This window comes from Pseudomonas sp. H2_A10 (genome assembly GCF_054680085.1).
This window is the reverse complement of sequence record NZ_CP162821.1, coordinates 3,377,875-3,400,012: the sequence shown is the minus strand read 5'-3', so window position 1 is coordinate 3,400,012 and position 22,138 is coordinate 3,377,875. Positions and strand designations below refer to the sequence as shown.

19 protein-coding genes and 1 pseudogene are annotated in these 22,138 nt (G+C 55.3%); 3 read left to right on the top strand and 17 right to left on the bottom strand.

Annotated features, from left to right (window positions below):
• Positions 1-306 precede the first annotated feature (306 nt).
• The 14 genes from rfbD to AB4O23_RS15805 all read right to left on the bottom strand — a co-directional run bounded on the left by rfbD (position 307) and on the right by AB4O23_RS15805 (position 16,185).
• On the bottom strand, positions 307-1,200 hold the full coding sequence (rfbD, locus tag AB4O23_RS15870; RefSeq protein ID WP_026067226.1) for a dTDP-4-dehydrorhamnose reductase: 894 nt from the start codon (positions 1,198-1,200) through the stop codon (positions 307-309).
• Between the two features lie 2 nt (positions 1,201-1,202).
• Positions 1,203-1,742 carry a dTDP-4-dehydrorhamnose 3,5-epimerase gene (gene rfbC / locus AB4O23_RS15865; protein WP_003173486.1) on the bottom strand — a complete coding sequence of 180 codons (540 nt, stop codon included), beginning with the start codon at positions 1,740-1,742 and terminating at the stop codon, positions 1,203-1,205.
• On the bottom strand, positions 1,739-2,617 hold the full coding sequence (gene rfbA / locus AB4O23_RS15860; protein ID WP_065878778.1) for a glucose-1-phosphate thymidylyltransferase RfbA: 879 nt from the start codon (positions 2,615-2,617) through the stop codon (positions 1,739-1,741). Before rfbA ends, rfbC begins: the two co-directional genes overlap by 4 nt.
• A 51-nt stretch (positions 2,618-2,668) precedes the next feature.
• Positions 2,669-3,736: a dTDP-glucose 4,6-dehydratase gene (rfbB, locus tag AB4O23_RS15855; protein ID WP_460150192.1), complete on the bottom strand. Its 1,068-nt coding sequence runs from the start codon at positions 3,734-3,736 to the stop codon at positions 2,669-2,671.
• A gap of 68 nt (positions 3,737-3,804) precedes the next feature.
• The gene (locus AB4O23_RS15850) at positions 3,805-5,211 is read right to left on the bottom strand and encodes a mannose-1-phosphate guanylyltransferase/mannose-6-phosphate isomerase (RefSeq protein ID WP_017527337.1); all 1,407 of its coding nucleotides are present in this window, start codon (positions 5,209-5,211) and stop codon (positions 3,805-3,807) included.
• A gap of 53 nt (positions 5,212-5,264) precedes the next feature.
• A complete protein-coding gene (locus tag AB4O23_RS15845) occupies positions 5,265-6,371 on the bottom strand; it encodes a DUF1972 domain-containing protein (RefSeq protein ID WP_078732853.1) in 1,107 nt (368 codons plus the stop codon).
• Positions 6,364-7,509: a glycosyltransferase family 4 protein gene (locus AB4O23_RS15840; protein ID WP_460059953.1), complete on the bottom strand. Its 1,146-nt coding sequence runs from the start codon at positions 7,507-7,509 to the stop codon at positions 6,364-6,366. The genes AB4O23_RS15845 and AB4O23_RS15840 overlap by 8 nt, the downstream gene beginning before the upstream one ends.
• Positions 7,510-7,527: 18 nt before the next feature.
• Positions 7,528-8,592 (bottom strand): polysaccharide pyruvyl transferase family protein, encoded by a 1,065-nt coding sequence (locus AB4O23_RS15835; protein WP_460059951.1) that lies wholly within the window; start codon positions 8,590-8,592, stop codon positions 7,528-7,530.
• A complete protein-coding gene (locus AB4O23_RS15830; protein ID WP_460059950.1) occupies positions 8,589-9,764 on the bottom strand; it encodes an MATE family efflux transporter in 1,176 nt (391 codons plus the stop codon). Before AB4O23_RS15830 ends, AB4O23_RS15835 begins: the two co-directional genes overlap by 4 nt.
• Before the next feature lie 20 nt (positions 9,765-9,784).
• A complete protein-coding gene (locus AB4O23_RS15825; RefSeq protein ID WP_078732849.1) occupies positions 9,785-10,810 on the bottom strand; it encodes a glycoside hydrolase family 5 protein in 1,026 nt (341 codons plus the stop codon).
• A 25-nt stretch (positions 10,811-10,835) separates the two neighbouring features.
• Complete coding sequence (locus AB4O23_RS15820; protein WP_078732848.1) at positions 10,836-12,113, bottom strand: O-antigen ligase family protein; 1,278 nt, start codon at positions 12,111-12,113, stop codon at positions 10,836-10,838.
• Entirely contained in the window at positions 12,104-13,267 is a 1,164-nt protein-coding gene (locus AB4O23_RS15815; protein WP_460059947.1) for an acyltransferase family protein, read from the bottom strand. The genes AB4O23_RS15820 and AB4O23_RS15815 overlap by 10 nt, the downstream gene beginning before the upstream one ends.
• Positions 13,268-13,471: 204 nt before the next feature.
• Positions 13,472-15,700, bottom strand: a complete 2,229-nt coding sequence (locus AB4O23_RS15810) for a polysaccharide biosynthesis tyrosine autokinase (protein ID WP_068935808.1) — start codon at positions 15,698-15,700, stop codon at positions 13,472-13,474.
• Between the two features lie 44 nt (positions 15,701-15,744).
• Entirely contained in the window at positions 15,745-16,185 is a 441-nt protein-coding gene (locus AB4O23_RS15805; protein ID WP_078732845.1) for a low molecular weight protein-tyrosine-phosphatase, read from the bottom strand.
• 362 nt (positions 16,186-16,547) lie between these two features.
• Here AB4O23_RS15805 and rfaH point away from each other — a divergent pair, with 362 nt between their 5' ends.
• The 3 genes and pseudogenes from rfaH to AB4O23_RS15790 all read left to right on the top strand — a co-directional run bounded on the left by rfaH (position 16,548) and on the right by AB4O23_RS15790 (position 18,819).
• Positions 16,548-17,057, top strand: coding sequence for a transcription/translation regulatory transformer protein RfaH (gene rfaH, locus AB4O23_RS15800; RefSeq protein WP_017527327.1), 510 nt, complete (start codon positions 16,548-16,550; stop codon positions 17,055-17,057).
• A gap of 165 nt (positions 17,058-17,222) precedes the next feature.
• The gene (locus tag AB4O23_RS15795; protein WP_223271478.1) at positions 17,223-17,531 is read left to right on the top strand and encodes a phosphomannomutase; all 309 of its coding nucleotides are present in this window, start codon (positions 17,223-17,225) and stop codon (positions 17,529-17,531) included.
• A gap of 149 nt (positions 17,532-17,680) precedes the next feature.
• A pseudogene (locus AB4O23_RS15790) lies at positions 17,681-18,819 on the top strand (LLM class flavin-dependent oxidoreductase).
• A gap of 75 nt (positions 18,820-18,894) precedes the next feature.
• Here the strand turns inward: AB4O23_RS15790 and AB4O23_RS15785 are convergent.
• The 3 genes from AB4O23_RS15785 to AB4O23_RS15775 are packed head-to-tail and all read right to left on the bottom strand — an operon-like array spanning position 18,895 to position 22,018.
• Positions 18,895-19,998: an acetoin dehydrogenase dihydrolipoyllysine-residue acetyltransferase subunit gene (locus AB4O23_RS15785; RefSeq protein WP_065878759.1), complete on the bottom strand. Its 1,104-nt coding sequence runs from the start codon at positions 19,996-19,998 to the stop codon at positions 18,895-18,897.
• The gene (locus tag AB4O23_RS15780) at positions 19,995-21,014 is read right to left on the bottom strand and encodes an alpha-ketoacid dehydrogenase subunit beta (protein WP_017527323.1); all 1,020 of its coding nucleotides are present in this window, start codon (positions 21,012-21,014) and stop codon (positions 19,995-19,997) included. Before AB4O23_RS15780 ends, AB4O23_RS15785 begins: the two co-directional genes overlap by 4 nt.
• Positions 21,015-21,040: 26 nt before the next feature.
• Positions 21,041-22,018: a thiamine pyrophosphate-dependent dehydrogenase E1 component subunit alpha gene (locus tag AB4O23_RS15775; RefSeq protein ID WP_017527322.1), complete on the bottom strand. Its 978-nt coding sequence runs from the start codon at positions 22,016-22,018 to the stop codon at positions 21,041-21,043.
• Between the last annotated feature and the right edge of the window lie 120 nt (positions 22,019-22,138).

The window sequence follows — 22,138 nt, the reverse complement described above, 5'->3', positions numbered from 1 at the left end:
ATTTATAAGTGCTGCATGCCATACAACAGCACTTTCCATGTGTCACGCACAGGCCGCAAAACTCGTTGCGAACATTGAACACGTTTAAGGATATTTGCGGACATTCAGCGCCATAACAGCGATGTTACGCACAATGTTGCAGCCGCCAGCGTCCGAGCCAACCGCCCCACTGTTATTATTCGTCAGCCTTACCGAAACGGCGTTCTGTTAAATAATGATATTCACGCGTACCGCGACAGAAAATAACATTCGCCCGTGAAAACCCAGTATTAACAGGCGCAAGTATCACTGCCCTGACCGGGCAGTTTAGATAACGAGTGATGCACTTCCCAGTTGTTGCAATACCTGTTGCAGCTCTACCTTCCAACTGCGCGTCGACACCCCATAATCCTGTTCGAGGGTCTGGCAATCCAGCACGGACCAGCCCGGACGTTTGGCTTGCGTCGGGAACTCGGCGGAGGTAATCGCCTTCAACCGAGGTTTCTTTTCAAGCAGCGCCTCGGACCGCGCCTGGTTGAAAATCTCATCGGCAAAGTCATACCAGGTGCAAGCAGGCGCACCGCTGTAGTGGTACACGCCCCATTTGAGCATGCCGTCGCGGCGAAAAATCGTCGCCAGCGCCCACAGGGTGTCGGCAATACTGCCGGCGGAAGTCGGGCAACCACGCTGGTCCGCGACGACGGCCAGCTCATCGCGTTCACGTCCAAGGCGAAGCATGGTTTTAACAAAGTTGTTGCCATGCGCGCCGAACACCCAACTCGTTCGCAAAATCACATGGCGCGAACAATGCTGCTGCAGCTGCTGCTCACCCGCCAGCTTGCTGGAACCATAAACACCTGAAGGTGCGGTGACGTCACCCGGTGTATAGGGGAGCGTGTGGTTGCCATCGAATACGTAATCGGTAGAAATATGCAGCACGGCAATACCCTGTGCCTGCGCTGCGCGCGCCAGGTGCGCAACGCCATCGCGGTTCACCGCATAAGCCCGCTCGATATCGCTCTCAGCCTTGTCTACAGCGGTATAAGCCGCCGCATTGATCAACAGTTGCGGCTTGATCCGCGCCAGGACCTCCTCGACCTGAACCGAGTCACTGATATCCAGCTCACCCGAACCATAGCCAATCACGTTGAACCCGGACGGTGCCCTGAGCAGCAGCTCGCGCCCGACCTGCCCCTGTGCTCCGGTGACGATTACACGCATGGTCATTCTCCGCTCAGCAAGGCGCGCAAGCGCGGGTGGCGCTGATCTTTTTCCGATAACAACGGCGAACCCAGAGGCCAGGCGATGCCCAGGTCCGGGTCATTCCAAAGAAGCCCACCCTCGTCTTTCGGGTCATACAGATCGGTGCATTTGTATTGAAAGTCGGCGGTATCGCTCAACACGCAGAAACCGTGGGCATACCCCGGCGGTACCCACAATTGGAGATGGTCCTCGGCGGTCAATTCAACCGCCACGTGTTCACCACAGGTCGCAGACGCCGGGTCGATGTCTACGACCACATCGTAGACCGCGCCTCGGGTCACCCGCACTAACTTGCCTTGAGGACGGCTGCGTTGGAAATGCAGCCCACGTAACACGCCCTGTGCGGAGCGCGAGTGGTTATCTTGCACGAACGGCTGTTCAATCCCAATGTCGCGATAACGCTGCTGCTGGTAACTCTCCAGGAAGAACCCGCGGGCATCACCATAAACGCGGGGTTCGATAATCAGCACACCGGGCAACCTGGTTTTGATGACATTCATTTCGCAGGCTCCGAAGCGAGTACCTGTGCCAGGTATTGGCCATAACCGGTTTTGCGTAAATCCGTGGCTTGTCTATCCAGTTGCGCCGCCGACAACCAGCCCTGGCGGTAGCCCACTTCCTCAAGGCAAGCCACTTTCAGCCCTTGGCGTGCTTCCACGGTCTGAACGAAATGCCCGGCCTCCATCAAGGAGTCATGGGTGCCGGTGTCGAGCCACGCGAACCCACGCCCCAGCACGCTGACGTGCAAATCCCCACGCTGCATGTAAGCGTTGTTCACGTCGGTGATTTCCAGCTCGCCACGCGTTGAGGGCTTGACCTGCCTGGCAATGTTCACCACGTCGTTATCGTAAAAGTACAGGCCCGTGACCGCGTAATTGGACTTGGGACGCTCAGGCTTCTCTTCGATGCTGATCGCCTTGCCGTGGCTGTCGAAGTCGACCACGCCAAAACGCTCGGGGTCGCTGACACGGTAGCCAAAGACGGTAGCGCCGCTCTTGCGCTGGGACGCTTCATGCAGCAACGCGCTGAAGCCGTAGCCATAGAAAATATTGTCGCCCAATATCAGCGCAACATTGCTGTCGCCGATAAAGTCTTCGCCGATGATAAACGCTTGCGCCAAACCATCCGGGGACGGCTGTTCGGCATAACTGAGCTCAATGCCGAAAGAAGAACCATCGCCCAGCAGGCTTCGAAAACTGGGTAAGTCTTGCGGCGTCGAGATAATTAATATCTCGCGGATACCGGCCAGCATTAAAACCGACAACGGGTAATAGATCATCGGCTTATCGTAGATGGGCAGCAGCTGTTTGGAGACGCCGCGGGTAATGGGATGCAAGCGCGTGCCGGAACCGCCCGCCAGAACAATGCCTTTCATGGAGTGCTTCCTTTTTGAGAATGTCGATGGGTGAGGCAGTGTTTAACCAGTTCAAGCGTTCTGACCCAGGCGCTCCGGCCGGTACTGACCATTGAGTACGCGTTGCCACCACGTCTTGTTTTGCAAATACCACTCAACAGTTTTGCGTATACCGCTTTCAAACGTTTCGTGAGGCTGCCATCCCAGCTCACGCGCAATCTTGCCGGCATCGATGGCGTAACGAAGATCATGACCTGGCCGATCTTTAACAAAAGTGATCAAGTCACGATAACGTTCCACGCCGGCCGGTTTGTCGGGCGCCAACTCTTCGAGCAGCGCGCAAAGTGTTTCCACGACTTCAATATTGGTTTTCTCGTTGTGGCCGCCAATATTGTAGGTTTCGCCGACCGCGCCCCGGCACAGGACTTCACACAGCGCACGCGCATGATCTTCAACAAACAGCCAGTCCCGCACCTGCAAACCATCGCCATATACCGGCAGCGGCCGGCCATGAATGGCATTCAGAATCACATGGGGGATCAACTTTTCGGGGAAGTGATAAGGACCGTAGTTATTTGAACAATTGGTCACCAGCACGGGTAAGCCATACGTACGCTGCCAGGCCCGAACCAAATGATCCGAACTGACCTTGGACGCTGAATAGGGCGAGCTGGGCGCATAAGGCGTGGTTTCCGTGAACAGGCTATCGGGGCCGTCCAGGTCGCCATAGACCTCGTCTGTCGAAACGTGGTGGAAGCGAAACCGGTTTTTTGCGTCAGGCGCCAACGCACTCCAGTAGCGCCGGGCCGCTTCAAGCAACGTATATGTCCCGACAATGTTGGTCCGGATAAAGTCAGCGGGGCCATCGATAGAACGATCGACATGGGATTCCGCCGCCAGATGCATTACCGCATCCGGGCGAAATGTCATGAAAATCTGGTCCAGCGCCGGGCCGTCCCCTATATCGGTTTTAAAGAACTGATAGCGCGACGAGTTTTCGACACTGGCGAGTGAATCGGTATTGCCCGCATAGGTCAGTAAGTCGAGGTTCGCGACGCTATGGTTTTCATTTATCAGGTGGCGGACCACGGCTGATCCAATGAAACCGGCGCCACCGGTAACGAGGATTTTTTTAAACATGAGTGAAGATCCTGAGGGTGGAATAAAACTCGATCGAGCCCCGTTATTGATCAGCGGATCGCCGGCGCTCACGCTCGGCCATATTTATCTTCAAAGCGCACGATGTCGTTCTCACCCAGATAGGAACCGGACTGTACTTCGATCAGTTCAAGCGGGATCACGCCCGGGTTTTCAAGCGCATGCACCTGACCGATAGGGATGTAAGTGGACTGGTTTTCAGTGACCAAGTAGGTCTTCTCTCCATTGGTCACCTTGGCCGTACCGCTCACGACGATCCAATGTTCCGCCCGGTGATGATGCATCTGTACCGAAAGCTTGGCGCCGGGTTGCACAGTGATACGTTTGACTTGGTAGCGGTGGCCTTTGTCTATCGAGTCATACATGCCCCAGGGGCGATAGACCTCGCGGTGATTGACGTACTCGTGCCGGGCGGATTGCTTGAGCCGCTCGACTATTTTCTTTACGTCCTGTACCTGGTCTTTGTGTGCGACCAGGATCGCGTCATTGGTTTCGACAATGACCAAGTTCTCGACACCGACCGTTGCAATCAGGCGGCTGTTGGCGTGAACGTAGGTGTTGAACGTGTTCTGGGCAACGACATCGCCCTTCAATACGTTGCCTTCGGCATCTTTGACGAATGTATCGGCGAGCGCGGACCACGAGCCGATATCGCTCCAACCGGCGTTCATCACGACCATGACCGCGTCTGCGGTGCGCTCCATCACCGCGTAGTCAATGGAGTCTTCGGGGCAAGTAGCAAACACATCACGGTCAACTCGGGTGAAGCTCGAATCCCTGGAACCGTTGTTCAGCGCCTCACTGCAAACAGAAAGGATCTGCGGGCAGAATTTCTGCAACTCCTCCAGATAACGGCTGGCACGAAACAGAAACATGCCGCTGTTCCAGAAGAATGTTTTGGCCAACAGGTACTGTTGAGCCAGATCCAAGTCCGGCTTTTCGACAAAACGGTTCACGCGAAAGCCGCACTCGCCGACAGGTTCGCCCTTCTCGATATAGCCGTAGCCGGTTTCCGCATACGTCGGAACAACGCCGAAGGTGACTAACTTACCGTCCAGGGCCAATGGGAGGGCGCAGTTGATACTTGCTTGAAACGCTTGCACATCCTTGATGGTGTGGTCCGCCGGCAAGATCAACAGCAAGGGGTCCTCCCCATCGGCGGTGGCCTGCAATGCCGCCAATGCCAGCGCCGGCGCCGTATTACGGCCGACGGGTTCAAGCAATATATTCGCGTCTTCCAGCCCTAACTTGCGCAGTTGTTCAGCGGCCAGAAAGCGATGTTCTTCGTTGCAAACAAGCCTGGGTGTCCGTACATCCAGCCCCTTCAACCTCTGGATAGTGGCCTGAAGAAGAGAGATGTCAGTGTCCACCAACGATAAAAATTGCTTGGGGTTTAATTGGCGCGACAACGGCCACAGGCGCGAACCTGTACCTCCAGATAAAATCACCGGAATCATGTGACACCTCATCGAAAAGTAAACGTCAGGATCAGCTTGAAATGATCAACGGCTCAGGCGGGATACCATTCAATTAACAGCTGTTCATAGGCACTCAACACTTGTTCCCACTTGAAGCACTCGGCAAACCTGGCCGCACCGGCTTGTTTCAATGCCAGGGTGCGTTGTGGGTCTTCCAATAGTTCATCGAGTAATCGAGAAAGCGCCTGGCTATCGGAAAAATACGCAGCGCCCCCACCCACGACCCAGCGGTTGAAGGGGTTGTCGTGCGCAATGATTGCGCAACCGGCACCCAACGCCTCGACCAGAGAGGGGTTGGTTCCGCCGACGCGATGACCGTGCAGATAAAAACGGCTGAAATACCTCAGCGCCTGGACGACTTTGGCGTCGTAGATAGCCCCTGGAAAGACCACTTCAGCGCTGGCCGCTTCCATCACTTTCTTGTGGTATTCATTGGTACCCGGCGTGAAGTTTCCAAGCACCACCAGTTTGTGCTGCCTGACGCTCGCACTGAATGCCTGGACCATCTCATAAAAAGAATTTTCCGGTTCGGGCCTGGCGATAATAATCGAGAAGTGATTTGGCTCTAGCGCAAACGTACTTAACACCTCAGCCGCCGCCGACGTCACTTCATCTCCTCCGTAGGGAATCATGGTGATCTTGTCGGCACTGACCCGCGTCGCAAGATGTTCCTTAATCCTTGGGTGGTCGGCCACCAAGTGGTTACCGATCCAGCAACCGGCTCTTTCGTTCAACCAGAACCACGCCTTGGCTATCTTCCCCCACTTCTGCCGATGCCACTCGATACCGTCCATATTAATAATATTCACTTGGCCTTTGAGCCGCTGAAGGCTATTGAAAACAGCGGTGTTATAGCCCAGCGTCAGAAACAGGCCGCGCTCACCCAGCGCGTGCCAAACAGCCTTCAAGTCGAATATAACCGTGCCCAACGCACCCTCCCGAGACACCGGGATATGAACACGGCGGATACCGTTCCACTCTGTTTCAGTGACGCTGCCCGTGCCGCTTTCCTGGCAGTAAACCGTGATGCGCCAACCTTTAGCCTGCAAATACACCGCTAACTTTTCGGCAAATGTCTCGAAGCCGCCGTGCTGCGCCGGGATACCTCTTATTCCAAGAACCAGCAAATGCCTACTCATAGTTTTCGAACACCTTAATATGCTGACGCGCGACCAGTGACCAATCATGTTTTTCGACCATCGTGGTGCGAGCGCGCTGCGAAATGTGCCGCGCAGTGCTGGAACCCAGCGCGTTGATTATTTGTTGCGCCAAATCGTGCGGGTTATCCGTTTCAAACAAAAACCCGTTTTCATTTTCGTCGACAACCTCGACCATCGGCGGTAACCGTGAAGACACCGTAATACAGCCATACGACATGGCCATCAGCAGTACGCCACTTTGATAAATCTTCTTATAGGGCAGGACCACAATATCGGCGGCAGAATAATAAAAGTCGACATCCTCATCCTTGATGTATCGAATATGCGGAATAACCACGTCAGAGATGTTGTTCGATTTTATTAAACTCTCATAACCTTGGAATGAATCCTTCCACACCTTGCCGGCAATCAATAGCACCGCCTGGGGCTCACGCTTGGCGACGATCCGCATCGCGTTCAACAGTACATCCAACCCCTTTACTTTTTTTATCTGACCAAAAAAAAGTATGATTTTCTTATCTTCAGGCAGCGCCAGACGCCGACGCGAAATGACGCCCTCGCGCCGTTTCACGAAGGGCAGATAATTACCATGGGGAATGACGGTGATGTTCGTCTTCAGACCTTGAGCAGCAAGCACCCCCTGCAACTCGCGCCGCGAGAATTCGTTATGCACAATAAATTCCCGCGGGGCCCGCAGAATGGCCGCATGGGTGCGGGTCAGAGACGCGCCTGCAAAAGACTCGACATCATGAATGGTTGCAATGATTTTTATCCGGCTCAAGCGCAATAACCTGCAGGTGATCAACTCCAGTAGCGCATATTGAAAAAAATGCAGGTGGCAGGTTTTTCCACCCTTTTTCTTGATATCCACGATCGACCTGAGCAAGGCAACGATGAAGCGAGCGAACCTCAGGAATTTATTGGACTGACCATACACACCCTTGAAAAACTTATTGATCGTGAAATTGTTCGAACTCTGCTCCTGCGACTCGGGACACGTATACAGATTGACGCAGGCATCATTCCAAACCAGCCCTTGTCCGAGGCCGGTATTGTAGTAATTCATTCCGCCATGCCCGCCAACCGGTTCAATGATGAAATAAGCCAATTGCCCCATGAGAAAATCCTTATCCACTTAATTTAACAACCGATATATTTCGCTGATCGTCGACTGCGCCCGTTGCCTCTGCGTAGTGGCAACCGCACTGACACCCACCGTGTAAGTCGGCATAAATTCGTCTATCGCACCGCGCTCAATCAAACACGTCTCGGTCTGAGTTTCTGCGGTAAATTTCTTATTTTTGTCTGAGTAGTTGTATAGGGAAAACGGCGTACCTAACGAATACGCAACCACAGCAGGATGCAGCCGCGCCGTCAGTATGTGCCGAGCCCCTTTTATATACGCCATGGAGCGGTCGATATCCGAACCGGCGATGTTGAAAACCGTAAAGCCACGGTCTTTCAACTCGCTTTGTGCGTACCGCGACACGCCGGTATCAACCTCTGCATCCGCATTGAATATGCCGATCCGGTTAATACGCAACCGCCAGCAAATCCTGATGGATACGTCTAGCAATTGGCTATAAATGTCGCCGCTAGATTGCTCGCCATACTCTTGCAGATCGCGCAGACACACAATGATGTAGTCCCCTGCACTCTCCAGATCGCCCCCTGCGCCGGCGTCGTCAGTACCCAGCGCGTAGGCCAGGTCCACGGATTGTTTGATTTTTTCACGGCGGGCCCAAGGATTGATTTTCCTCACCGCCAATAGCGAGGCTGAATCGCGAATATAAAAGGCTGTGGCCATGACGGTCGCAAAAAATAAAATCAAACGGGTTTTCAGCTTTTTATGATTGTCGACGCCAATACCTGCGTAGATGACATGAGCACCGAACAGGCGAGCCCATGCCATGTATTTGACCCCTCCGGTGCCGCCCTCATCCATGAAACATGTTCCGCCACCCCACACGATGGCAGAACACTTAATCACTGTTTTGTAGGCAAGCCAGCGGTTGGCCTTGTTGAGTTCCACCACAGTAATCGCGCCTTGGCGAATGAAACCCTGTTGTTTAAGTGCTTCGCCATCGCCGTAGGTCAATACCGTATACACCACACCCGCACGTCGCTCAGACAACAGCGACTTGAGCATGAGCAGATCACCAAAGTTATTGCCATAGTAGCCAATGATCACAATGTTCATGCACGCATGCTCTTTTTATAAAGAATGTAATACGAGACGGCAATAAAGCATTCGCTGGCCACAATACTTGCGCCAATACCGTTCGCCTCAAAGGGCATCAACACAACAAACAAGCCCACTTGCAACGCCACGCCAACACTGGCGACCATTATTTTTTTGCTGACCCACTCTTCGCTCAATAACGCCGCCCCTAAAGGTGTTGCGAAAAACCTGAAGCCAATGGACAGCGCGGCGATTTGCAACACCTGCGCGGCATACACATAGTCGCCACCAAATACCAGGTGCACGAGGTCATGGGAATACACACTCAGGCCAATGCCAACCAGCGCCCCCGCGCCCAATGAATACCGCGCATGCTGCAGGGGCAGGTTTTTTTCAGCGCCCGAAAGTGCGTGGTACTTTTTTATTAGGTAGGTGTTAAAAATCGTATTGGGTGCGATATACAGCGCCGTGAGCAGCGTATTACAAATGGCTAAATACCCGGAATACGTCGACCCATAGATAAGCCCCAGCAACGAAATGGGGATTTGCAACTGGGCTATATTCAGCGCGCCATTCAACGAATATTTAACGGAGTCTTTCAGGAAGCTTCGCACCTTCAAAGCCACCTGTTTGCCATGCCGTGTCATCAGCATCAAACACAACATCGCACATGAAACGTTGGCAACCCCCAGGGCCATGGCGGTGTGCGCGAGGCTCGGAGTCAGCGCATAAAAAACCCCTGCAACCGCTATGATCCGGGATACCGGTACCAGCACTTGCCCCACGGAAATCCGCAGCGGGCTGCTCCTGAGCTGACCTTGAGTGATGACGATCGCCTGCGCCGCCAATGCCGCCACGCCCGTCGCCAGTGCAACGGCCACGAACCCATCCATTCCCGAACCACATAACAGCACCACACTGACTGCAAAGGCCGCCAGCGTATTGATTGACAGGCAAACATAAGCAACCCGCATCGACGGCGCATATTCGCCGGGTGCGCGGCTGACACGCCTCAACAGCAAACTATTCACACCGCTGAACGCCAAAGCGCCAAGCGTGATGGTAATAGCGTTGGCGTATGAGACCAGACCAAAGCTGGCGGCATCCAAGGCTCTACTGAGGATGACCTGAAGCAAGAACGTTGCGCCCGCAGCGCCAAACGATGAGATCAATAATTGAATCGCCTTCAAGGAAAAACTCCTGCACGCCCTCAGTCGGAGCTCTGAAATCGATCGTTCAATTTGAAATAGCGCTTCAACAGCACATATTTTTTAGAGGCTGAATCGGGGGCCAAGCCGGTGTTTGTCAGGGTAACCTGAGGGTTCCAGATATCCGCTTCTTTATAAGCGTGATAAAACCAACTCCAACGCTTTTGCTCGAACAGATCGATTAATGTCTGTATATACAACCCCGCATCGTCCACCGGGCTGTAATTCGATACGCTGAACTCCCCAACGATCACTGGTCCCGGATGTTTCAGCACCTGGGACAGTGTCTTCTTGAAGTACATACTCAAACCGCCCTCGCCTCTCAGTAAGAAGGGCAAGCGTTGATCCGCCGGAAAACCACGCACGCCCTGATGGGTAAAGTTGCCAGGGTCGTAATAGTGCAGGCTTCCTATTATTGAGTGGTCGTCTATCAACGGCGTGATTTCACTCCAATTGGACCGTTGCCCATTGGGAATACCATTGGGTTGGACCGTAATACGCGGCTGGATAAGCACAACCTTGTCCGGCGAAATCTGCAACAGGGTTGCGCTGACCTTCTTTATAAAATCCAGATAAACGCCGCGCTCGATGGGCGCCGGTTCGTTGACGATGTCATAGCCGATAACCATGCTTTCATGTTTGTAGCGCTGCGCCAGTTGCGCATAACTGGCAATCAGGTTTCCCATGAGTTCGGCGTCACGCCAATACGCGTCTTCAGTTGACCCTGAATATTTCTTGACGTTGCCGGGAAAGGTATGAACATCGACCAGAAGTAAAATATTGTACTGCTTCGCGTAGCGCACATAGGTATCAAGCACCTTGACCGCGACATCATCAAGCCCGCCCCTGTCGTCAAACAGTGGGTGGGAGGCAAACGCCACGCGCACGGCGTTCACGTTCAAGCCGTCCAACTGTTTGAAATCCTCTTCGTTCAAATTCAAATCGATATTGAAACCGCGTAACTGCTTGCCCGCGTTATAGGTGTCGGCCTGTTGGGTAGAGGCCTGGGCAACGAAACTGATCGCCAACAGACAGAGGCACAGGAAGTATCGTCTACACATGCTGTTTTGCCCTATCGTTGAGGCCGCAGATGATGCCGAAATTTATCCAGATAATCGCTTGTATACTGTCCGCTCGAAATGACCAGCCCTGAATACCGGTTATCAATATCGCGATGATCGAAACCAGCGCCGCCGCGGAAGCATTGTTAATCGACACACCGACATGCCTTTTTATCGTATTTTTGTGCAGCTTGTAGACACTCCATATAAGCAGTAAATAGCTCACAATGCCCAGCAACCCCGTCTCGGACATGACCAGCAGGTACATATTATGGGCGGGGTACCTGAAGCTCTGCGAGGCGCCGAACTCATCGTATTTATCCATCACGTCAACAAAATTATTCCACCCCACGCCAATAATCGGATGGGCAACAAACATATTCAGGGCAATCTTGGCCAAAATCAGCCTGGAGGTGGTACTCGACTCTGGCGCATCGAAAAATCGGGCATAGAGATTTTCCAGGTTATAAATGGCACCGGCCATGATGACCAGGGCAAACACCAGAGAGGTATAGATGATCTTTTTGTTTCTTAAAATAGAACGTCCATTGGGCCGCTTGAAGTAGAACAGGCACAGCCCGACCACAAAAAAATACAACACAATTTGAGTTCTGGAGTAGGTCAGGCAAATCACCACAAAACCCGCCGCGATGGCGCTTATATACAGCAACCTGCCGCGCCCATTCACTGCGCCATACACGCAAAATGGCAACAACAGTACCGTGAACAACGATAACAAGGCGGGGTGTCGTAACGTACCGGTCACTCGGGTAATGCCGTTCTCCACGAACAGTTCTTTGACCTGTTGAGCATCCTCGGTCACATCACCGGTTGCCAACTGATAAGCCGCATACAGCGTCTCAAACAGAATTAACAGCGCCGCCACCCGGGTGAATTTATCCATCGATTTCGCATCATGGAAAACCGACCGCACCACCAGAAACAAAACAATGATTTTCCAATGGCGAGCGATTTCGTACAGCGTGAAACTCACCGCTTCCGAATTAATAATCGACACAGAAGACAGCACCACGAAAAAAATCGCCAGGGTGGTGATTCTGTCGATCTTGATTTTCTCCAGATTGATTTTTTTACTGAAAAAAACAATGGATACCAAAATCAGCAAAAGAAAAATATCGTAAGGCGCAACCGACAGTTCGGCGCCACCCAGGTGTATCTCCGCCCCGGTCAGCCGATACCGCAAGTTAAATGCCGTAGCCACCAAGAGCAGCGGAAACAAAAAATAATTTACCAGCGCGGTTACTCGCATTTCAATGCTCGCGAATACACGGACCCGGACAATTTTTTACCTATCTCAATACACGGCACTTCAAGCCATTTATGAACCGCCCATGAAACACCAGACGTCAGCCCTATCGAGAGCAGGATCAACACCCCCACCCGATCATTACTGAGATAACCGCATTTCTTCGCCACTATCAACACCCCATCGATAATCAGAATATGCATCAGATAGGTGGGGTATGACATCCCGCCCAACCTGAGCAACACAAGATTCCTAAACGGCATTTTAAGCAGTGCCAACCACCGGCCGAGCAATGGCGGGTTAAGTTTGCTATTCAACTTGAACGCTATCGCTACTATTGCCCATAACGCAATCGAGGCAAAACTGGCGAACGAACGGGTAATCAGACCCACCGCCACTACAATGCCCATGATCAACATCGCGTTACGCCATTCGCCCTCATCGCGACGAAACAGATCGTGGGTCAACATGCCGATCATGAAAACCGGTAACTTGATTAATATGAAACTGCCATAAGAGAAGGTCAGGCCCGAATATGCCAGCAGTAAAAACGCCAACACCGCCACCGTCACCAGCAGTTCCTTGGCGCGCCCAAATGCAAAAGCGGCGACCAACACAGGGGCGATCAAATAAAACTGCCATTCGAGGGTAAGGCTCCAGGCCGGCGCCAAAAACGCATCACCTGCGTGGGGCAGCCATTGATCCGGGATCACGCCCTGAAGCAGCACCAGACAAGGCGACAGGTACGCCGTGATATTACCCGCGATACTTGTCCAATACTGTTCAACTGCCGCTGCTTGGGCTGGCGTGTTCCACGGCAGGTCCATGCGGACACTCATCCGTTCATTGAATAACAGCGCGGCAAGCGCGATGGCCAATAGATAAATCGGGATGATCCTGAACGCACGTCGGATAATATAAGAACGGTAGCCGTTGCTTTTGCCGCTCAACGCCATCGCGATAAAAAAACCGCTCAAACAAATAAAGATATCTACCGGGATAGCGGTCGCCAATAGAACCTTATCAATCAATGCAGGAACGTGCCCCATGGCGGGACGAAAGCAAGAGTAGAGGTGCCCAAATACAACCCACCACGCCATCACCCCACGAATGGACTCGAGTTCTACGTAGAAGCCCTGTTTATTTGCTATGGCCATCTTTCTCTCAACTATCAATCGGATAAAAACTACCTGTATTCAACAAAACACAGGCCTGTCTCTCTTCCGTGGCCAGGTCCCAGGCGCAGACAGTGCGTCATACAAACTTGAAAAACCCACGCTACCGCCCCAGGGTTTAGCGTCATTCCCTGAGAACCCCATATTCATGACGGCGTGTATTTATATCAGCCCGCCCCACAGGCCTTAATTAACATCCGACTTATATTCATACGTATAGTAACCATACGCACCGTACCCGTATTTCGCCGAGGCTCTTTTTTCAATACCGTTCAAGATAGCGCCTTTCAAGTTAACCCCATTCTGGGCGAACCGACGCATGGTGAGTTCTATTTCCCGGGCGGGGTTAAAACCGAACCGCGCCACAATCAAGTTCGTTCCTGACTGGCGCCCTACAATCGCCGCATCGGTGACCGCCAACAATGGAGGGGTATCCAGGATGACCAAGTCATACTGTTCACTGACCTGCGATAGCAGTTCCGTGAAGTTTCGATGCATGAGCAATTCCGACGGGTTAGGCGGTATTTGCCCACGGCTGATAAAGTCAAAATGTTCGATCGCAGTTTTATGAATGGCCGTTGTCAGATCGCAGCGCTTGGTGAGCACATCGGAAAGCCCATTGGCGCTGGAGGTTTTCATGACTTTATGGATGTAGCCTTTTCGCATATCAACATCGATGACCAACACGCGCAGGCCTGTCTGAGCGATCACGGCTGCCAGATTGACCGACACGAAGGTCTTGCCCACTTGTGGGCTCGGACCGGAGATCATCAGGCGATTGTTGCTGGCTTCGTGCATCGCAAAATGCAGGCTGGTGCGCAAGCTGCGCAGCGCTTCAATCGCCAGGTCCGTGGGATGGTTGATGGCCAACAACCCGCCACTGCGAGCAGGGCGTTTTTGCGTAGCGGTAGGTTGTTCTTCCAGGTCTTTTTGAAGCGTGCTGTAGGGTATGGAGGCATAGACCGCAAGCCCCAGTTTCTCAATAGCCTCCGGGCTTTCTATGCCTCTGTTCAAGGCTTTGCGCAACAGCACCAGCACCACCGCCAGGAATAAGCCCAGGAACGTTGCGACCAGAACAATCAACACTTTCTTGGGTTTGACCGGTTTGATGAGGTTCACATCCGCCGCATCGATCAAACGCACATTACCCACCGTGCCCGCTCGCATCACGTCGAGTTCCTGGGACTTGTTGAGCAGCTGCGTATAGATCGCCGTGCCGACCTCGACATCGCGGTTCAGGCTGAGCAGTTCTTGCTGTGTCGAAGGAAGGTCCTGGACCTTCTCGGACAGCCTCTGTTGCTTGCTGCTCAACTCACCGATCTGCGCGAGCAATGCACGATAGGCCGGATGCTGGCGGGTGAATTTGCGGTCCATCTCGGCTTGCTGGAGTTTCAACTGAGAGATGGCCGTATCCAGCGACACAATCTGGTCCAGGATCGCTTTGGTTTCCAGGCTGATGTCCACCGACTTTGTGCGCGTCTGGTAGGCGTTGAGCGCATTGCCGGCCTTTTCCAGGTCACTTTTGACCTGAGGTAATTGCTCTTTCAAAAACTCCAGGCTTTGCGCCGCCTCAGCCGAAGTACGTTGCACATTCTGTTCGACATAGAGCGCAGAAATCTTGTTGAGGATTTTTACCGCGAGTTCCGGCTCAGTACTCTCTAACGCCAACCCGATAATGCCCGATTCTTTTCCGCGCTCAGTGACATCCAGCGCCTCCTGATAATCCAGAATGCTGGTCAATCGAGGTTTGCGCACGATGCTGAACCGAGTCCCCGGATTGGCCTGTAGCGCTTCAACGAAGAGCGCAACGCCATGCTGCTCGACAGCCTCGCCCACCTGCCCTTGCGCCAGAAGTTCATCATCGTCATCGAGCAATGTGAACGCCCCGCCCTCACCCGTAATGAAGGTCAGTTTTTTGGCGAGCAAGTTGGGCGGCAGGTCCAGGTGGGTTATTTTCAGCAGCTCGCCTCCCCACGCGTAACGGGTCAGGCCCAACCATGGGCTGGAGACTTCACCCGGGTTGGTATTTTTAAAACGCCGCGCAAGAAAACCGCCGATCACGGGAAAGTACTCAGGCTCGATCAGGATGGCGAGTTTGAGTTCGTCCACGGTCTTGCCGATCACTGCACGTGACTTGATCAGTTCAATTTCGGTCGCGGACGGCGACTCTTTTCCGAGCATGCTGCTGACGTCGGAGAAACCCAGCAAATCGTTCTTTTTGGCCTCGACCTGCAACAACGCATTCGCTTGGAAAACCGGCGTCGCCAGCACCGCATAGGCCCCCCCCGTCAGCATAAACGCGCCCGTAATCGCTGCAATCAACCCTTTATGGTCGATCAGTGTTCCAAACAGACCAAGGAGATCAATCTCGTCGGCGTCGTCTTCTCGTAGGGTGGCTACTGGCACTTGCTGCATAAGTCGGATTCTTTGCCTTAATACGATTCAAGAAAGGGGGGTTGTCACTTTGCTAGACGCAGCGCCCACGCGTTTACCGCTTCTTCGATCAACGCATACGCGTGTACAAAGGCAGGTTTACCTTGACGGTAGGGGTCTCTGATCTCTCGGTCGCTTTGCCACTTCCCCAGCATCAACACCTTGCCTCGCGCTTCGGGGGCCATGCCGAGCACGCCGCGGATGTGCTTTTGTTCCATCACCAGAATCAGATCAGCCTCGGTGATCGCCTGGGGCGCGAGTTGAGTCGCCTGGTGCACGTTGGGCGCATGACCATGCGCCGCCAGCACCGCAAGTGCCGTCGATTCGATGGGCTCGCCAACCAATGCGGACAGGCCGGCGGAACTCACTTCGATATCGGAACGAGTGAGCGCCTCACGCAACAGATGCTCCGCCATGGGGCTGCGACAAATATTGCCGACACAGACAATCAACACTCTTTTAAGCAAGATAATTTCCCCGTCTTTTCAACTTTGGCGGTGACGTCGCACTTGCCGAACATAAGAGTCTTTAACCACGCACAGGCCTGCCCATCGACAGGCACAGAAACAGCAAAGCCCGCTTTACAACTTCAACGCGGTACTTATTTATCACGCCCCTTGGGCAGCACCCAAGTTTTTAAACGGACAAAAAATAACACGGCGCCTGCTCGGGCACTTATTTGCTATTAATACCCGCCACCGACAATTTCTAACATTCACGCACTGCCGGCGTTAGTTCGATCAACATGACACGACGAACAGTCAATAAATAACGCAACGCGTGGCATCCGAGTGCCGGCTGAACAGGCTCACCGCCATAAGGACATCCCATGACCGCAACGATAGAATTCGCCGCCAAAGCCTGGTATCTGGTTCAGTGTAAAGCCAGGCAGGATGAACGCGCCGAAGCGCATCTGCAGCGCCAGGGCTACACCTGCTTTCGCTCCATCTGCACACGTGAGCGCCTGTTAAAAGGCGAGCGTCGGGTCATGACTGAATCGCTGTTCCCCGGTTATCTGTTTATTCAGTTGAGCTCGCAGGACAGTTGGAGCCCTCTGCGCTCCACGCGTGGGGTTTCGCGCATCGTCGCATTTGGTGGCGATCCACTGCCGGTGGGCGATGAACTGGTCGACGAATTGCAGCGACGCAATCACCAGCCCCTTGTGACACCGCTGTTGGCTCCTGGGGAGAACGTGCGTATAAATGAAGGGCCATTTGCTGAACTCGAGGGCGTATTCCTGGGTATGACAGGCGAGGAACGCGCGATTGTGCTGATCAATCTCCTGCACCGCGAGCACCGGGTCGGCTTGCCGCTCAACGCAGTCAAAAGCCTTGACTGAACGCCCACCATCAGCCATTTACAACCACACTTCGTCAACTTCAAGCGTGTGTCGTACACGTCGAAAACAACCCGAGTCGGCCTAGCCGACTAAAAATAACATTCCAGTACTTTTTTACCCTCGCATAATAAAGTGCCTCCTGAATGCAACAGCAAGGGGACGGCCATGAACACATCAAAGTTACTGGTAGAGCGTATTGGCCTATTCCCTTCTTCGGGAAATATTCATGTCGAGGTCAATAACTCGACGCATGTCGTTGAACGCATGCACGTGTTATATGCCGACAACTCCCTGGACAGCGATGAGTCGTGCACGGGCTTGTCCATGGTTTTTGCCGACTGGCGTTTCAAGTTGCAGGTCAGTGACGCCCTGTCTGTATGCCTGTGCGTGGAAAGTCGCGGCGACAGCCACTACCTGCAGGTCAAGACCGCAGAGTTGCTGGCCCACATATCCGACACCCGGGAGCGCACATGAGCGTCCAGGGTGGGCGACACCCTTGCCGGCATACACGCTAAATGCATTTATCTGATCAAATGGCGCCTACATGATTCTATTTTTTAATAATGAGGATAGAACCAAACGGCATTTTACACAGCCACTCGCTGCCCCTACCTTGAACGAGCATGACCGACCCCCTACCCGGCGGAGGTGTTGATCACCCTACTCGACAAGGACAGACCATGAGCATCGAATTCATCGGCTATATCGGCGGCCACCATGCGTCCGAGATCCACCCGCGCAGCGGCCCTACCCTGCAACCGGATTACGTGGAAACCGTGGCCCGCGCCCACGAAGAGGCCGGTTTCGACCGCGCGCTGGTGGCCTTTCATTCCAACAGCCCGGACAGCACGTTGATCGCCGCCCACGCCGCCAGCGTGACGAAAAACTGCAATTTCTCATCGCTCACCGTCCGGGTTTCGTCCAGCCGACCCTGGCGGCGCGCCAGTTCGCCACGTTCGATGTGTTCAACGGCGGGCGTACCGCCGTGCACATCATCACCGGGGGCGATGACCGCGAACTGCGTGCCGATGGCAGCCATATCGGCAAGGACGAACGTTACGCGCGCACCGACGAATACCTGAGCGTGGTGCGTCAGGAATGGACTGCCGAACAGCCCTTCGATTTTGCCGGCAGTTACTACCAGGTCGAAGGCGCGCATTCGTCGGTGAAGTCGCCGCAGCAGCCGCATATTCCGTTGTATTTCGGCGGTTCGTCCACTGCCGCGATTGAGGTGGCCGGCAAGCATGCCGATGTGTACGCGCTGTGGGGCGAGACCTATGAGCAGGTGCGCGAGGTGGTGACCCAGGTGCGTGCCGAAGCGGCCAGGCATGGGCGCACGATTCGCTTCAGTTTGTCGCTGCGCCCGATCCTGGCCGAGACCGAAGAATTGGCGTGGGCGCGCGCCGAGAACATCCTGCAACGGGCCACCGCGCTGGCCGAGCAGAATGGCTTTGTACGCCGCGAACCACCGAATGAAGGCTCGCGCCGTTTGCTCGCGGCGGCGGCACAAGGCGCGCGGTTGGATAAGCGTTTGTGGACCGGCATTGCCGGGCTGCTCGGGGCGCAAGGTAACTCCACCTCACTGGTGGGCACGGCCGAGCAAGTCGCTGAGGCGCTGGTGGATTACTACGACTTGGGAATTACCACGTTCCTGATCCGTGGGTTCGATCCGCTCAATGATGCGATTGAGTACGGCAAGCAATTGATCCCCCTCACCCGCCAGCTGATTGCACAACGCGAACAGGCCAGGCAAGTCGCGTAAGCAAGAACACTACAAACCAATGTGGGAGGGGCAAGTCGAATCGTCGCACCGCCCCTCCCACTTTTTAACTGCATTTCAAGGTTGGGATTTGAGGAAGGTGGCGATCAGTTGATTGACCCGCTCTGCCGCTTCCAACTGCACCATATGCCCCTGCCCCGGCACGATCTCCACCTGGGCCGCCAGCCCCTCGGCATGCCCGGCCGGGATGATTGCATCGTCACTGCCCCAGATCACCAGGCTCGGTTGTCGGGCCACCACGGCGCGCAGATCCAGGCGCTGCCGCCCACCCTCAAACAGCTGGGAATTGAGCTGCTGCAACGCCTGATCCACCCCTTCCAACCGTTTGAATTTGAGCATGTCCTCCAGCATCTGCCGGGTGACCAGCGCCGGGTCGCTGAACAGTTGGGTCAGTTGCGGCTTGAGCGCATTGCGGTTATTCGCCGCGGTAAAACCTTGCAGGTAATCGCCATTGATATCCGCGCCAAGCCCGGCGCTGGCGATCAGGATCAAGGAAGCAACCCGTTGCGGCGCCTGGCTGGCCAGCGTCAGGCTGACCAGCCCACCCATGGAGTGCCCGGCCAGGTGCACGCGGTCGAGCTTGAGGTGATCAAGCAACGCCAGCACCGCCTGGCTCAGTTCTTCGGCATCACCCGTTTGCAACTGCTTACCCGACTCGCCATGCCCCGGCAGGTCCAGGGCGATCACCCGGCGCTCGGCGGCCAGGGCCGGTTGGTTGAACAGCCAGTTGTTCAAGTCGCCACCAAACCCGTGTACCAGCACCAACGGCGTATCGCCTTCGCCCAGGTCCAGATAGCGCAGCAAGCGCCCGCCTATCTCGACCTTCTGCGCGCTCGGGCCGCTGGCTTCGGATTCGGCGGCGGTGGAGACGAACCCCGCGTTGAAACTGTCGATCACCGCATCAATCTCGGCGTCCGTGGCCTCGCCCTCCACCACGATCCCGAGCAAGGCGCCCACCGGCAGGGTTTCATCGCTCAAGGCCAACACCCGGCGCAACACGCCACTGAACGGCGCCTCGACGCTGCTGGAAATCTTGTCGGTTTCCACGTCCAGCACTTCTTCGCCCTTCTCTACCCGATCACCGGGTTGCTTGAGCCAGACGTCGATGCGACCTTCGGTCATCGACAGCCCCCACTTGGGCATGGTCAAGGTGTGGATCATGCGGCAGTCCTCTTGTCGGCGATTTTCAGCACGGCGGCTTCGATCTTCGCGGCATTGGGGATGTACAGGTCTTCCAGGGCATCGGAGAACGGCACCGGCGTGTGCGGCGCGGTGACCATCTCGATCGGCGCCCGCAGGAATGCAAAGCCTTGCTGCGCCACCAGCGCACTGATGTCGGTGGCGATGGAGCAGCGCGGGTTGGACTCGTCGATCACCACCAGGCGCCCGGTTTTCTCCACACTTTCCAGAATGCTGTCTTCGTCCAGCGGGCTGGTGGTGCGCAGGTCCAGCACTTCGCAGTCGATGCCTTGGCGCGCTAGGTTGGCGGCGGCTTCCAGGGCGATATGCACCATGCGCCCGTAAGTCACCAAGGTCACGTCGCGGCCTTCGCGCACAAAGTTGGCTTCGCCGAACGGCACGGTATACAGCTCTTGCGGCACCTCGCCTTGCAGACTGTAGAGCATCTTGTGTTCGAGGAAGATCACCGGGTCGTTATCGCGGATCGCCTGGATCAACATGCCCTTGGCGTCATAGGGCGTGGACGGGCACACCACCTTGAGGCCGGGAATGTGCGTCCACATCGACGTGAGCATCTGCGAATGCTGGGCGGCGGCGCGCAGGCCGGCACCGTACATGGCGCGGATCACCAGCGGCGTGGTGGTCTTGCCGCCGAACATGTAGCGGAACTTGGCGGCCTGGTTGAGCAACTGGTCGAGGCAGCAGCCGATAAAGTCGACGAACATCAATTCGCACACCGGGCGCATGCCACGGGTGGCGGCGCCGACGGCCATGCCCACGTAGCCGACCTCGGACAACGGTGCATCGAGCACGCGCTCGGGAAACTCCGGGTACAGGCCCTTGGTCACCCCGAGCACACCGCCCCAGGCGTCCTGCTCGCCGGGGGAACCGGTGCCGCCGGACACGTCCTGGCCGATGATGAACACGCTCTGGTCGCGGCGCATTTCCTGGGCCAGGGCTTCGTTGATTGCCTGCTGATAGCTGATTTTGCGAGCCATGAAATTCTCTCCGAAATTTATTGTTATTAGCGGTAGGCGACGTAGACGTCACTGAGCAGGTCGGCGGCCTGGGGCTTGGGATCGGACTTGGCCAGGCGCACCGCGTCTTCGATCAACTGGGCGACCTCGCCGTCGATGCGCTCGAACTGCCCGGCGTCAAGCCAACCTTCGGCCTGGCAACGCGTGCGAAACAGCACCAGGCAATCCTGGGATTCACGCAGTTTTTTCACTTCGTCCACGCCGCGATAAGTTTGCGCATCGCCTTCGAAGTGGCCGTAGAAGCGGCTCAACTTGACCTCCACCAGCGTCGGCCCCTCGCCGTTGCGCGCACGTTCTACCGCAACGCCCAAGGCTTGGTGCACGGCAAAAAAGTCATTGCCGTCGACGATGACGCCGGGCATGCCAAACCCCACGGCGCGCTCGGCGATGTCCTTGCACGCCACCGACCAGCCGGAGCCGGTCGCTTCGGCATAGCCGTTGTTCTCGGCGACGAACAGGCACGGCAGTTTCATGATCGCGGCCAGGTTCATCGCCTCGAACACCGCACCTTCGTTGGAGCCGCCGTCGCCGAAAAACGCCACGGCCACGCCCTGGCTGCCCTTGAGCTTGGAGGCCAGCGCTGCACCGGCGGCCAACGGCGCACCGGCACCGACAATGCCGTTGGCGCCGAGCATGCCCTTCTCCTGATCGGCGATGTGCATGGAGCCGCCCTTGCCGCCGCACACCCCGGTTTTCTTGCCATAGATTTCGGCCATCATGCCGAACACGTCCACGCCCTTGGCGATGCAATGGCCATGGCCACGGTGGTTGGAGGCGATACAGTCGTCATCGTTGAGGTGGGCCATGACCCCGGCGGCACTGGCTTCCTGGCCGGCATACAAGTGCACGAAACCGGGGATCTCGCCGGTGGCGAACTCCACGTGCAGGCGCTCTTCAAAATCACGGATGGTGCGCATCACGGTGTAGGCATGCAGCAATTGATCGGTGGACAGGTGAGTGGACATCTTGTTGTTCTCCGGTTGTCTCGACACACAGAAGGCTGGCTGCGGCCAGCTGTAACCGCTTCAGCACAGCCTGTGCCAAACCGCCGAAAAACCTGGCAAAGCCTTGATCCAGAGCAGTGC

Bases quoted from the DNA above. Each gene is read 5' to 3' on its own strand.
- AB4O23_RS15835 (WP_460059951.1), bottom strand. From the start codon at position 8,592: ATGAACATTGTGATCATTGGCTACTATGGCAATAACTTTGGTGATCTG.
- rfaH (WP_017527327.1), top strand. From the start codon at position 16,548: ATGACCGCAACGATAGAATTCGCCGCCAAAGCCTGGTATCTGGTTCAG.
- AB4O23_RS15780 (WP_017527323.1), bottom strand. From the start codon at position 21,014: ATGGCTCGCAAAATCAGCTATCAGCAGGCAATCAACGAAGCCCTGGCC.
- AB4O23_RS15815 (WP_460059947.1), bottom strand. From the start codon at position 13,267: ATGGCCATAGCAAATAAACAGGGCTTCTACGTAGAACTCGAGTCCATT.
- rfbA (WP_065878778.1), bottom strand. From the start codon at position 2,617: ATGAAAGGCATTGTTCTGGCGGGCGGTTCCGGCACGCGCTTGCATCCC.
- AB4O23_RS15785 (WP_065878759.1), bottom strand. From the start codon at position 19,998: ATGATCCACACCTTGACCATGCCCAAGTGGGGGCTGTCGATGACCGAA.
- AB4O23_RS15795 (WP_223271478.1), top strand. From the start codon at position 17,223: ATGAACACATCAAAGTTACTGGTAGAGCGTATTGGCCTATTCCCTTCT.
- AB4O23_RS15775 (WP_017527322.1), bottom strand. From the start codon at position 22,018: ATGTCCACTCACCTGTCCACCGATCAATTGCTGCATGCCTACACCGTG.
- AB4O23_RS15840 (WP_460059953.1), bottom strand. From the start codon at position 7,509: ATGGGGCAATTGGCTTATTTCATCATTGAACCGGTTGGCGGGCATGGC.
- rfbC (WP_003173486.1), bottom strand. From the start codon at position 1,742: ATGAATGTCATCAAAACCAGGTTGCCCGGTGTGCTGATTATCGAACCC.
- AB4O23_RS15845 (WP_078732853.1), bottom strand. From the start codon at position 6,371: ATGAGTAGGCATTTGCTGGTTCTTGGAATAAGAGGTATCCCGGCGCAG.
- rfbD (WP_026067226.1), bottom strand. From the start codon at position 1,200: ATGCGTGTAATCGTCACCGGAGCACAGGGGCAGGTCGGGCGCGAGCTG.
- rfbB (WP_460150192.1), bottom strand. From the start codon at position 3,736: ATGTTTAAAAAAATCCTCGTTACCGGTGGCGCCGGTTTCATTGGATCA.
- AB4O23_RS15810 (WP_068935808.1), bottom strand. From the start codon at position 15,700: ATGCAGCAAGTGCCAGTAGCCACCCTACGAGAAGACGACGCCGACGAG.
- AB4O23_RS15850 (WP_017527337.1), bottom strand. From the start codon at position 5,211: ATGATTCCGGTGATTTTATCTGGAGGTACAGGTTCGCGCCTGTGGCCG.
- AB4O23_RS15820 (WP_078732848.1), bottom strand. From the start codon at position 12,113: ATGCGAGTAACCGCGCTGGTAAATTATTTTTTGTTTCCGCTGCTCTTG.